This window comes from Collinsella aerofaciens ATCC 25986 (assembly GCF_964237925.1).
GTDB classification, from domain to species: Bacteria; Actinomycetota; Coriobacteriia; order Coriobacteriales; family Coriobacteriaceae; genus Collinsella; species Collinsella aerofaciens_BJ.
The window spans coordinates 134,161-146,454 of record NZ_CAXSKI010000004.1 but is presented as its reverse complement, the minus strand read 5'-3'; the positions used below and the strand labels follow the sequence as shown (position 1 = coordinate 146,454).

General features: G+C 60.7%; 10 protein-coding genes. 7 read left to right on the top strand and 3 right to left on the bottom strand.

Features of this window, described 5'->3' with window-relative positions; all coding sequences use genetic code 11:
- Nucleotides 1-729 (top strand): transposase (locus ACESWY_RS03295; RefSeq protein ID WP_373094359.1); only part of this gene is annotated, 729 nt, incomplete at its 5' end.
- A 430-nt stretch (nt 730-1,159) separates the two neighbouring features.
- Here ACESWY_RS03295 and rnd read toward each other — a convergent pair.
- Entirely contained in the window at nt 1,160-2,293 is a 1,134-nt protein-coding gene (rnd, locus tag ACESWY_RS03290; protein WP_006234315.1) for a ribonuclease D, read from the bottom strand.
- A 98-nt stretch (nt 2,294-2,391) separates the two neighbouring features.
- On the opposite strand from rnd, the gene ACESWY_RS03285 reads away from it, so the two are divergent.
- The 5 genes from ACESWY_RS03285 (at nt 2,392) to ACESWY_RS03265 (ending at nt 9,213) form a co-directional block, all read left to right on the top strand.
- On the top strand, nt 2,392-3,309 hold the full coding sequence (locus ACESWY_RS03285; protein ID WP_022094107.1) for a diacylglycerol/lipid kinase family protein: 918 nt from the start codon (nt 2,392-2,394) through the stop codon (nt 3,307-3,309).
- A 410-nt stretch (nt 3,310-3,719) separates the two neighbouring features.
- Nucleotides 3,720-5,519, top strand: coding sequence for a C69 family dipeptidase (locus ACESWY_RS03280; RefSeq protein WP_373093621.1), 1,800 nt, complete (start codon nt 3,720-3,722; stop codon nt 5,517-5,519).
- A gap of 418 nt (nt 5,520-5,937) precedes the next feature.
- Nucleotides 5,938-6,510, top strand: coding sequence for a hypothetical protein (locus ACESWY_RS03275; RefSeq protein WP_373093619.1), 573 nt, complete (start codon nt 5,938-5,940; stop codon nt 6,508-6,510).
- 212 nt (nt 6,511-6,722) lie between these two features.
- A complete protein-coding gene (locus ACESWY_RS03270) occupies nt 6,723-8,474 on the top strand; it encodes an ABC transporter ATP-binding protein (RefSeq protein ID WP_373093618.1) in 1,752 nt (583 codons plus the stop codon).
- Complete coding sequence (locus tag ACESWY_RS03265) at nt 8,467-9,213, top strand: energy-coupling factor transporter transmembrane component T family protein (RefSeq protein ID WP_373093616.1); 747 nt, start codon at nt 8,467-8,469, stop codon at nt 9,211-9,213. The genes ACESWY_RS03270 and ACESWY_RS03265 overlap by 8 nt, the downstream gene beginning before the upstream one ends.
- Before the next feature lie 125 nt (nt 9,214-9,338).
- On the opposite strand, the gene ACESWY_RS03260 is transcribed toward ACESWY_RS03265, so the two are convergent.
- Both ACESWY_RS03260 and ACESWY_RS03255 read right to left on the bottom strand, forming a co-directional pair.
- Nucleotides 9,339-10,085, bottom strand: a complete 747-nt coding sequence (locus tag ACESWY_RS03260; RefSeq protein WP_270226906.1) for an aspartate/glutamate racemase family protein — start codon at nt 10,083-10,085, stop codon at nt 9,339-9,341.
- 84 nt (nt 10,086-10,169) lie between these two features.
- Nucleotides 10,170-11,426 carry a carboxylate--amine ligase gene (locus ACESWY_RS03255; RefSeq protein ID WP_117629769.1) on the bottom strand — a complete coding sequence of 419 codons (1,257 nt, stop codon included), beginning with the start codon at nt 11,424-11,426 and terminating at the stop codon, nt 10,170-10,172.
- 232 nt (nt 11,427-11,658) lie between these two features.
- Here ACESWY_RS03255 and ACESWY_RS03250 point away from each other — a divergent pair, with 232 nt between their 5' ends.
- Nucleotides 11,659-12,291 carry an MOSC domain-containing protein gene (locus tag ACESWY_RS03250; protein ID WP_373093614.1) on the top strand — a complete coding sequence of 211 codons (633 nt, stop codon included), beginning with the start codon at nt 11,659-11,661 and terminating at the stop codon, nt 12,289-12,291.
- The last annotated feature ends 3 nt before the right edge of the window (nt 12,292-12,294 follow it).

The window sequence follows — 12,294 nt, the reverse complement described above, 5'->3', positions numbered from 1 at the left end:
GCCCACGACGCGGCGACCGCGAGGCTCGCGGCGGCGAAGCAGCGGCTCCTGGCGTTCCTGGCCCGCCGGGGCTACGCCTACGGCGGCACGACGCCGGCCGGAAACCCCCGGAGGTACTGGACGTACGACTTCCTCAGGTGGCTCGACAAGGTCCGGCCCGCCGACGACGGCGGCATCCGGGCGCTTGCGGCGCTGAGGAGCGAGGTCGAGGCGGCCGCCGAGACGCGCGACGACCTCCTCGCCGAGTACAGGGCCGCCGTCGCGGCGGGCCCCCTCTCGGCGGAGGTCGAGGCGCTCCAGTCGATCAAGGGGTGCGGGTTCGCGCTCGCCGCCGCCTTCGCGTCCGAGGTCGGCGACTTCTCGAGGTTCCGCTCCGGCAGGCAGGTGACGGCCTACTTCGGCCTCGCCCCGAAGCAGAGGTCGAGCGCGGACTCCGTGCGCCTCGGCGGGATCAGCGGGGCCGGCAACGCCCTCGTCAGGAGGCTGGCCGTCGAGGGGTCCTGGAGCTACGTCCAGGCGAGCCACCAACCGAAGCTGATGCCCAAGGGCAGCGGCGTCCCGCTCGAGGTGAGGATGCACGGGAGGAAGGGTTCCGAGCGCCTGCTCCGGCGCCGCGAGGAGATGCTCGCCAGGGGCATGCCCCAGGCGAAGGCGAACGCCGCCACCGCCGCCGAGCTCGTGAGGTGGCTGTGGGCCCTCGGCGCGATGTGCCGGGAGGCAACCGAATAGACATAGCCCCCGTCCCGGCGAGCCGGGCAGCCTTCGGGGATACCCCCGCTTTCGCTGGGCGCGCGGCAGCGGCCGCATGCGCGTAGTCAGACTTGGGGAGCCCCGCCGAAGGAGAGGATTGCGGGCCGCCGGAGCGGTATCCGCGGATATGAGACTGAGCCGAAGGCGTCGACGACATGCCGGGGGCGGACCGGGACGGGTTCAACGGCAGGCCCCGCCGACCGATTGCAAGCGGTCGGCGGGGCCATTGTGGCTCTTGACAGCGGATTGGGTCATATGAGCGAAAACGGCCGAGAGCGAGCAAGGTGACGTGAAAGAGAAGCGACGCGTACTTTGGTACGCGAGCGACGATTGAACGTCAGATTGCCGCTCTCGGCCGTTTGCAGCGTCGAGCTGTTACGCGGTTTGGTAAAACCGCGTAACTATATACCTACAGCAATTCAATTTTGCCATCTTTGACCGTCAACCCCATATTGCCCGAGAGCAAATCGTCCAGGCGCGAGCCCACAAGCTCAAAGCGCCAGCCTTCGCGCAGGGGGCTCTGCTCGGGATGCTCAATGTAATCGGCCAGGTCATCGCGCGAGGCAATGACCGAGGTCGCCACGCCCGAGCGCTCGGCGACCAGGCGAATGAGCGCATACATCAGGTCCGTCACGCTTTCCAGCTCCGGCGAAATCTGACGGTGCCCGCGCACCATGAGCGGCAGGCGATCGTGCGGACAGCTCGCACCGCGCTTAATGGCCATGAGCGCGCCGTCCACGTCGCGCTCCCCCAGCTGATCGGTGCCGCGGATGCTGCGGAACTCCTCAACACGCACGGGATTACGTTTAACCAGGGCCAGCAGTGTATCGTCGGACATGACCCACTTGCGCGGGATGTTGCGGCGCTCGGCGCGGTCCTCGCGCCAAGCGGCAAGCTCGCGCGCGATGCCCAGCTGATGGCGGCTACACGAATTGATGCGCTTGACCTTGCGGAATGCCTCATGGCGGTCGGCGCGGTAGTGTGACTCGTCGGCAAGAGGACGCAACTCATCGAGCACCCAGTCCACGCGGCCCAGCTCGCGCAGGCGGCTCATCATCTCGGTATAAGCGACGATCAGGTACTTGACGTCATCGATCGCGTACTCAATCTGCTTATCGGTCAGCGGGCGGCGCGACCAATCGGTCAGCGACTCGGTCTTGGGCAGCGATACGCCACAAAACGTCTGCACGAGCGCGCCGTAGGAAATCTGCTGGCGCTCGCCCAAAAAGGCGGCGGCCACCTGCGTGTCAAAAATGGGACGCGGCAGCACGCCCACGGTATGGAGCATGACCTCCATATCCTGCGAGCAGGCGTGGAAGACCTTAGTCACGCTCTCGTCGGCCATAAGCTCGGCAAGCGGCGACAGGTCGTCGATCACCAAAGGATCGACCGCGACGCTCTCGGCAGGGGTGGCAATCTGAACCAAGCACAGGCGCGGATGGAACGTGCGCTCGCGCAAAAACTCGGTATCGACGGCAATCGCGTCGAACTCACGGGCGCGCTGGCAAAAGTCGAGTAGAGCCTGATGTGTGGAAATGTACATATCAACCCATCGAATAAGGTTAGGCCCGAAAAACACGGGTAGGATATCGGCATTGCCTTACAACTATACTCGGTTAGTCACAGAACGGGAACGTAAGTATGCGCTGCCTTATCATCCACAACCCGGCATCGGGCCCCAGCTCAGATGAAATCTACGCATTCACGCACGCCCTCGCGCAGGGCGGCGACGAGGTCGTGATGCGTTTTATCGGCGATGGCATGGAGCCCGAGGACGCCGTGGCAGACGTGCGCGAGTTTGATCGCGTGGTCGTTTCGGGCGGCGACGGCACCGTCTCCAACGTGCTCGACCAGATGCGCGGATGCGGTGTCCCCACGCTCGTCTTCCCCTCCGGCACAGCCTGCCTGTTCTTCAACAACATCGGCAATGCCCCCGAGGCAGCGGCGCTTGCCAAGGCTTGCCGCGCCGGTCGCACGGTCAAAGTGGACATGGGCGAGCTCTTTTGGCTCGACGAGAACGGCAACGAGAAGCGCCACGGCTTTATCATCATCGCCGGCTCGGGCTTCGACGCCGAGATCATGATGAAGGCCGCCCCCGCCAAAAACGACATCGGCGAGATCGCCTATTTCCTGTCGGCGCTCGCCACACCCAACCCCACGGTGGCGCATTTTACGATTGAGCATGACGGCATTGTCGAGGAGCTCGATGGCATCTGCTGCATGGCCGGCAACACCTCGGTCATTCAAAACGACATCAACCTGTTCCCCGACTGCCGCATGAACGACGGCATGGTCGACATCGCGGTCATCGAGCCCGTAAAAACCGTCCAGCTCCTGCCCACTGTGATCACCGCCGCGCTCGACCCCGCCGGCAAGGTGCTCGGCCGTCCGCAGTTCAAGATCATCCAGACCAAGGAAGCCAAAATCACCTGCACGCCGTCGCTGGGCATGCAGTTCGATGGCGAGATCATCTCCAGCAACTCGGGCGTCTTTGGAGCCCGCGCGCTTCCGCAATGCCTCGACCTCATCGTCGACGAATTCTCCCCGCTCGGAAAATAGGAGGACCCCATGAACGACAATCCCCTGCTCGGCTTTATCGTCATTGTTCTGGCCATGCTCGTCGGCTATGCGATTAACGTGATCCACCGCCGGAAGAAGTAATTCCACATTGGTATGATATTCATCCAATTATCGTCTCCCCTGTTGTTTATGCATTTGCACGACAGCGGGGGATTTTTCTTTGTGCCCCGTGCAAGGCGCTTTATTCAGGTACAGTAATTGCAGGGCGTCTTTATTTAAATAAAGCTAGATAATGAGTATTCTTGTCCGCTCATCGCATATTTTAGGACGCTCATCGAGTATTTCATCGAAATAGATGAATACTATTGAGACTTCCTATAGGCTAATAGATGTATTTATTAGCTGAAATCCTGCACGGTTCCGCGGGGTTTCAACGGTTGGGAGGGATTATGAGGTTTACTCATCCTGTCAACACGCTCAAAAAGCTCGGCTGCGGCCTTGCGTTTGGAGCAACGGCCATCATGGCCATGCCGACTTCGGCACTCGCCTGCACCCAGATCTACATGGGCAGCAAGCTCACGGCAGACGGCAACACGTACTACGGCCGTTCCGAGGACTTCGGTCCGCGCTATGTCAAGCACTTTGGCATTGAGCCCGCACACAAGGACGGCAACGAGTACACCTCGGTCGAGTCCGGTTTTGAGTACAAGTCCAAGGGCGCAACCTACCGCTACACCTTCGTTCGCGACAACCCCTCGCAGTGGGAAGATCGCTACGACGCATATTCCGAGGCAGGCATCAACGAGAAGGGCGTCTCCTGCTCTGCCACGCTGAGCACCTCCTATAACGAGAAGGCCGAAGAGGCCGACCCCATCACCGAGGAGACTGGCATTGGCGAATACAGCTATGCCAGCGTCATCCTGGGCGAGAGCGCCACGGCCCGCGAGGGCGTCGAGCTCATCGGCAGCCTGATCGACGAGCAGGGCGTCTGCTCCAACGACCAGATCATCATCGCCGACAGCACCGAGACCTGGTTGTTCGCCGCGCTTTCCGGCCATCAGTGGATTGCTATGAAGCTCGCCGATGACATCGCCTCGCTCAACCCCAACATCGGCAACCTCACCTATAACGTCGACCTCGATGACACCGAGAACTGTCTCCATTCCGAAGGCATCGAGTCCATGCCTAAGGAGAAGGGCTTTGCCGAGTACACCGACGGCAAGTTCGACGTCGCCAAGACCTACGGCGAGGAGATTAGCGAGGCCGGTATGCACCAGTGGTCGCGCTATATCCAGGGTCGTGATTACTTCATGGCTCCGCTTGCCGAGGGCACCGACTACGAGATCGTCAAGGACGAGCGCGAAGAGGCTCGCGCCACGACCGGCGCCCTGGTCCACGAGATGCAGCCGCTGTTCTTCCAGCCCGGCAAGTCCGACTGGAACACCTTTGAGATGATTCGTTCCTTCGCCGCTCGCGGCGAGAATGTCGCCGGCCTCAACGCCAACACCGACGGCGCCTATGCCATCGGCTCCAACCGCAACACCGAGATCCACACCTTCCAGATCCGTCAGGGCATGGACCCCGAGATCGCGACCATTCAGTGGGAGATGCTCTCCAACGCCGAATTCTCCGTCGCCATCCCCTTCTACTCCGCACTGCTCACCGAGGTCAGCCCCTACTTCAGCGATCAGGATGTCTCCTTCGATCACTGCGAAGAGGAAGACGTCGTGAACAACGAGGAGCCCAAGAACTCCATCAACTACGTCCTCATGGACATCAACACGCTCGCCTATGAGAACCGCGACCACTGCGCCACCGGCGTCCGCGCCTATCTCGACGCCCTGCAGAAGGAACTCATCGAGCAGAACCTGACCGTCGACGAGGCCATGCAGGCCGAAGAAGGCACCGAGGCCCGTACCGCCCTGGCCAACAAGGCCGGCAAGGCTGCAACCAAGAACACCTATGTTAAGTGCAAGGCCATGCTCGAGGAGATGCGCGACTACCTCAAGGAGGGCGATTTCTCCGAGGAGTTCGTCCCGAGTGACTACGATGCTGACAACGACTGCCTGGTCGAGTCCATCACCTACGCCGACGAGGCCCTTTCCGATGAGGACGTGGCCGAACCCGAGGTTGAGGAAGAGGCAACCGAGGAGAAGTCCGAGGGCAACAACATGGCCGCCATGGCCGTTGGCGCCGTCGTCGTCATCGGTGTCTGCGGCTTCGTGCTCTATCGTCGCAAGAAGGCCTAAGGCCCTCACGTCCTAAGGGAGGGCAAGACAGTGCGAGCGGTCTTGCCCTCCTGACCCGTTATCTGACCGGCGGGAAACACCGCGGGAAACACTGCTGAAATCTTTTCAAAAAAGATTCCCTGCACACACTTCGCTGTGCTATAGTGCAGCACAACAACAACTAGGTGCGACCGCGCCACGGTATCACGAAAGGAGCCACCAACATGAAGAACACGATGAAGTCTCTCAACAACTGGTGGTGGCGTGATGCGAATACGATCGGTCGACAGTGAGTCCCTCACGCCTGTTTTTGCGCTCTAGGTGATTGGAAGACCTCCGGTTTCGACCGGGGGCCTTTTTCTATCTCGAGCCCAATCGCATTCGCATCACGCGCCTCCGCTTTCTTCTCTTGCACTTCCCTTCCGAAAGGATTTTCACCATGTCTCAGAACACCACCACCGCCCAGCCCCGCACCGTCCAGACCGCCGACCGCGGCAAACTCGACGTCCGCGCCCTCGTCTTGCTCGCCATCCTGCTTGCCGCCGGCTTCATCCTCAACTTCACCGTCGGCAAGGCCATCTCCGGCATCTCGGGCGGCATGATCAGCCCCGAGTTCATTATCTCGGCCTTCTGCCTCACCATCCTGGTCGTTCGTCCCAACATTGGCCAGGCGCTCGTTATCGGCCTGATCTCGGCGGCTGTAATCCAGATCACCACCACCTCGCCGTTTGTCGATTTTGCCGCCGAGGGCATCGCCGCCATGCTCATGGCCGTCATTGTCAACGCTGCTGCCAAGGACGGCCAGGTTAAGCCAGCCGTCGCCATCGTCGCAACGTTCGTGACCACCTTTGTCTCGGGCGTCATCTTCATGGTCATCAAGATGGCTATGCTCGGCGTGGTAGGCGAGCTCGCCGCCGCCATGCTGCCCGTCGTCGCCATGACCGCCGCCTTTAACGCCATTCTGGTCGGCGCCCTCTACCTGCCCATCCAGAAGGCCCTTAGGCTCAACTAACCCGCTCGGCTTTACGAGCCACCCCATCTTGGCGTTCATTCGTCGCTCGCGTACCCAAGTACGCTTCGCTCCTCTTTCGCGCCAACCCGGGGCCCTCGTAAAGCCGTCTCCGTGCTTCACCACCAAAGACCGTCCCAAACAACGAGCTTTTTTGGGACGGTCTTAAACAACTGGTCATTTAAGAACGTCCCCAATGACTATGAAAGGTATCCATGGAAACGATCATCAACGTCGACGATGTCTCGTTCTCCTATGGCACGCAGACCGAGCAGGCGCTCAGCCACATCTCGCTCAGCGTGAACAAGGGAGATTTCATCGGCATCATCGGGCCCTCGGGCGCCGGCAAGTCCACGCTTGCCGCCTGCCTGTCAGGTGCCGTGCCCCACCACTACACCGGCACGTTCTTTGGGTCCGTCATGGTTGACGGCCACGACACCTGCGAGGTCTCGCTGACCGACGTGTCGCAAATCGTCGGCAGCGTGCTGCAGGATATCGACACGCAGATGGTCGCTTCGATCGTCGAGGACGAGATGCTCTTTGGCCTCGAGAACTTTGGCGTTCCCCACGACAAGATCGAGCAGCGCTTGAGCGAAACGCTCGAGACCGTCGGCATCAGCGACCTGCGTGACCGCGAGATCGCCACGCTCTCGGGCGGACAGAAGCAAAAGGTAGCCATCGCCGCCATCCTCGCCATGCGCCCGCGCGTCTTGGTTCTCGACGAGCCCACCGCGGCACTCGACCCCGCCAGCTCCACGTTGGTCTTCGAGACGCTGCGCGAGGCAAACCGCGCACTTGGAATCACCATCGTCGTCGTTGAGCAAAAGGTCGCCCTGCTCTCGGAGTACTGCAACCGCGTGCTCGTGCTCAACCATGGCGAAATCGCGCTGCAGGGCGAGCCACACGAGGTCTTCGCGCATACCGACGAGCTTCGTGCCATCGGCGTCGACTGCCCTCGCGTCACGCGTATCTTCAATAGCCTCGAAACCGATGGTCTAGTAAGCGGTACCCCTTGCTTGGATGTCGATGAGGCCGAGCGCCTGATTTCGGGCATCGTCGACCCCGCACGCGCGGCTATCGAAGCCCAGGCGCCCGCCGGTTCCCCGCACGCACCGTCGTTGCGCCCTCATGCCAAGGACGCCGAACCCGTACTCACCTTCGACCATGTTGAGTTTGCCTATCCCAATGGCGGAGCCGCCGTACACGACCTTAGCCTGACGCTCTATCCTGGCGAGCTCGTGGGCATCGTCGGCCAAAACGGCGCCGGCAAGACCACACTCACCAAACTGCTCACAGGCCTGCTCAAGCCCGCCTCGGGCAGCGTGCGCGTCACGGGACTGGATACCGCAGCCGTTCCCACGAGCCGCATCGCTCGCGAGGTCGCAACCCTCTTCCAAAACCCCGACCGCCAGATCTGCAAGGACACCGTGCTCGACGAGGTCGCCTTTGGCCTGGAGCTTGCCGGCATCGACCGTGCCGAGGCGCTGCGCCGCGCCCAGCTCGTCATCGACCGCTTTGGCTTGCCAGCCGACGAGGCGCCCTTCTCGCTCTCGCGCGGTCAGCGCCAGATGGTGGCACTCGCCTCCGTCGTGGTCGTAGAGCCCAAAATCGTGGTGCTCGACGAGCCCACGAGCGGCCTTGATTACCGCGAGTGCATGACCGTCATGGAAACAGTGCGCACCATGGCCGAGCGCGGCTGCGCCGTAATCATGGTCTGCCACGATATGGAAGTCGTCTCGGATTTTGCCGAGCGCATTGTGGTAATGGCCGACGGTCGCATCCTCGACCACGGTCGCACGCACGAGCTATTCTCGAACATCGATCTCATGCGGCGTGCCTACGTGGAGCCTCCCCAGGTTATTGAACTCTCGCGCCGTCTGGCATCTTCCGTCTCGCCCGCTTTTGCGCAGGTGAGCGAGGTCACCGATGTCGTTCGAATTACCAAGGAGATGGTCCACCGTGGTTAACGTCATCGACTACATGCCGGGCGATACGCTGCTGCATCGCCTGAATCCCGTCGTCAAACTGGGCCTCGCCGCCGCCATCATCGTCGGCATCTTCTTGTCCGACACCTACGTGGCGCTGCTGGGCTTTTTGGCACTCACCCTTGCACTGGGTGCCTATGCCGGCGTCGTCGACCGTCTGTTCTCGCTGCTCAAGTTGCTGATTCCGCTCGCGCTTATCATGCTGGTGCTCCAGCTGGCCTTTATGCGCGATGGCAACGTGGTGTGGGGCTTTATCACCGACACGGGCATCATCACAGGATCGAAGGCCTGCCTGCGCCTGCTGGGTGTGGCGTTACCACTCATCCTCATGCTCATGGTGACCAAGCTCAACGACCTTGCCAACGCCTGCGTCGAGGTGCTGCACGTGCCGTATCGCTATGCCTTCACCTTTACCACGGCGTTGCGCTTTGTGCCGGTGTTTGGTCAGGAGATGAACGCCATCATGGAGGCGCAGACCGCACGCGGCGTCGAGTACGACACCAAGAACCCCATCAAGAAGCTTAAGCTCATGCTGCCACTGTGCGTGCCGCTGCTCATCTCGAGCGTGGGCAAGACCGATGCCACAGCCTTGGCGGCAGAACAGCGCGGCTTCTACCTGCGTACGCGCGCCAGCTCGTACAAGCGCTACCCCATCAAAGGCCTGGACATCGCCGTGCTCATCGTCAGCATCGCCCTCATCGCCATCGGCTTCCTGTTCTAGTTCACCACTGACAGCAACCGCCCAACGCAAAAGGCCTCGGCTCGCACCAAACGAGCCGAGGCCTTTACTGTTTCACCAGATAAAACCTACCAAAATTAACCTGTCCCTTTTTGACAGGTCGGAAGCTAGAGGCGGTAGGGGGCGCCGCTGCGGATGATGGATTCACGCACCAGGACGTCCATGGCGTCGAGGGTGATCTCGGGCATCTCTCGGTACTTCTGCAGCACCGATAGCTCGGTGCAGGCCAGAATGACGCGGTCGCAGCCGCTACGGGCGAACTCCCACATCACGCGGTCGAACTTATCCATATCGGGCTCGCGTCCGGCCTTCACATCATCGTAGATAAGCGACATCACATCGTTCTGACGTTTCTCGCTGGGATAGACAACCTCAACACCCGCAGCCTTACATTCGCGGCCGTAGACGCCCGCGCCCACGGTTCCGTCGGTGCCCATGATGCCAATCTTGTGCACCGGCTCGGCCGGCATACTCAGGTTGGGATCGAACTCGCACTCCCCCATCACCGCACCGGCCAGAGCATAGCGCACCGACTCACGCGGCATGTGGATAATCGGCACTGTGGTAAACGACTGGATCTGGTCGTAGAAGTAGTGCGACGTGTTGCAGGGAATGGCAATGTGCGCACAGCCCAGCGACTCGAGTGCCTGGGCACACTCTTTCATGGTCGCCAGCAGCTTGGCATGCTCGCCGGTCTTAATGGCCAGCGTGCGGTCGGGCATGGTCGACTTGGAGAGCACCACCATGTCGATATGTTCCTGATCGCAGGCAGCAGCCGTATGACGCACCACCTGGTCGTAGTAATACGACGTGGCCTCGGCGCCCATGCCGCCGATAACTCCCAGCTTTTCCATCGCCGCCTCCTTGGTGACGCTTGCGCAATTGCGCGTATCATACCCGCGCCCGCCCGATGCAAACCGGACGGGCGCCGCACTCATCTACTTGTAATACGTCTTGAACAGCTTAAAGTGGCGCAGCTTGGTGTGCCACATGCGCAGCCAGCGGTTAAAGACAAAGTCGCCCTTCATAAACGAAGGGTCGGCGCCCTTACCTTCCTTGTCCAGGCGATGCACCTTAGCGCGCAGCTCGGGATCCTTGACGTACTTGTCGACGACGCCCATGGGGACGACCATCCACAGGGCCTCGTCCTGCGCCGTCACAAACTCCGGCTCAAACGGGCGGTTGAACACATACTCGTCCACCACATACTTGGCAACGTTAAAGCCGCTGTTGGTAACGTAGTAGTTGCTGCGACCCTGGCGCGTGTTGAAATCGAAGAACTTAAACGAGCCGTCGCGCTCGTCGTACTTAACGTCAAAGTTGGAATAGCCCACAAAGTGAAGGTCCTCGAGCAGCTTGCGCACGCCGCCCATGAGTTCGTCGTTAGGCTCGGTAATGATACAGGCATGGTTGCCGACACCGTGGGGCTGATGCTCCTCGAGCAGCACATGGCCCAGGCACATCATGCGGACCTTACCGTTGCGGTCGGAATAGCTGGTGAGCACGCGCATGTACTCGTCGTTGCCGGGCACGCGATCCTGCAAGATCAGATCGTCGGTGTAGCCGCTGGCATACGAATCGCGAATGACCTGTTCCAGCTCGGCGCGGTCGGCAATCTCATAGGCTTTCTTCTGGCCCTCGAACTCATGCTGCCACCACATGATGCCGTCAGAAGGCTTCAGAATCATCGGGTAAGGAAAATCGATCTGGTCGAGCACTTCGGCAGGCGCCTCACCCTGGGCGTTCAGCATCGCCATGGTGAAGGTAAAGGTGTGCGGATAGGGCACGCCATGCTTCTCGCACAGCTCGTAGAAGATCTCCTTCTTCTGGCACTGCTCAAGCATGCTATAGGGAGCGTAAGGCGCGACGATGTTATCCGCCAACTCATGGGCATCCTTGGCTTGAGCCACGAGAGCGACATAGTTGTCACCACAGCCCACAAGGACAATCGTCTTATCGGCATGCGCTTGGGCAATGCCGTTGACGGTTTTGAGCATCACGGGCATGGTATCGATATCCACGTTGGGCGTGTAGTCGATAATCTGGCTGCGGTACGCGGGACCCGTCTGATACTTGCCAAAGACCAGACTCTTGACCTGATACTCCTCGTAGAAGGCACGCGCCACCGAATAGGCGTTGATGTCGCCACCAAGCAGCACGGGAATGAACTCGCGCTCTGTAAATTGCAATGCCATGGAAACTTCCTATCATGAACTGCCCACACAACGGGCGGTCTTTGCGCAACTGATTTATTCTAGCGTGCCAAGCCGCCGGCGCCCAAAGCTCCACCGTATCTATGGCAATCAACGTAATTGTCCAGCACGAAGGCCAGCACGAAGACGGCGCTCACCGTTGTATGACAATGGGCAATGAACCTACCATTGTTGTAGGATTCAACATGTTGCCCGCCCCGTCGAAAGGTGCACCGTGCCCCAGGCTCATCCGATCAACAACCCCATCATTGACGCCGCCAAGCGCGAACTTGCGGATCGCGCCCAGACGGCAGTTCCCCTACGCACCGCAAACGATGCTTACAACGGGCCTGCCCGTATCGTCTCAATCAACACGTCGGAGCACAAAGGCACTCGCAAGTCGCCCGTCGCCGATGGACGCGACGCCGTCATCGAGCAATTTGGCCTCGCTACCGATGCGCACGCCGGACATTGGCACCGCCAGGTCTCTTTTTTAGCCGCGGAGTCCATCCAGACGGCGCAGGCACGCGGGCTCGACGTTCACGAGGGTGACTTTGGAGAAAACTTCACAACCCGGGGCATCAACCTGTTCTCGCTCCCCTTGGGCACACAGCTCAAGCTTGGAAGCGACGTGCTCGTCGAAATCAGCCAAATCGGCAAGGTCTGCCACACACGCTGTGCCATCTACTATCTCGCCGGCGACTGCATCTTTCCCCACGAGGGCGTTTTTGGCGTGGTACTAAAGGGCGGAGAGGTCTACGCCGGCGACGATATCCAGGTAATCAAACTCGGCGACGGCACCTGTTCGTTCACCCCCGCCGAGGCCCTCGAAGAGATTGAGCGGGCTCGCCAGAAGGGCACGCTGTAGTTA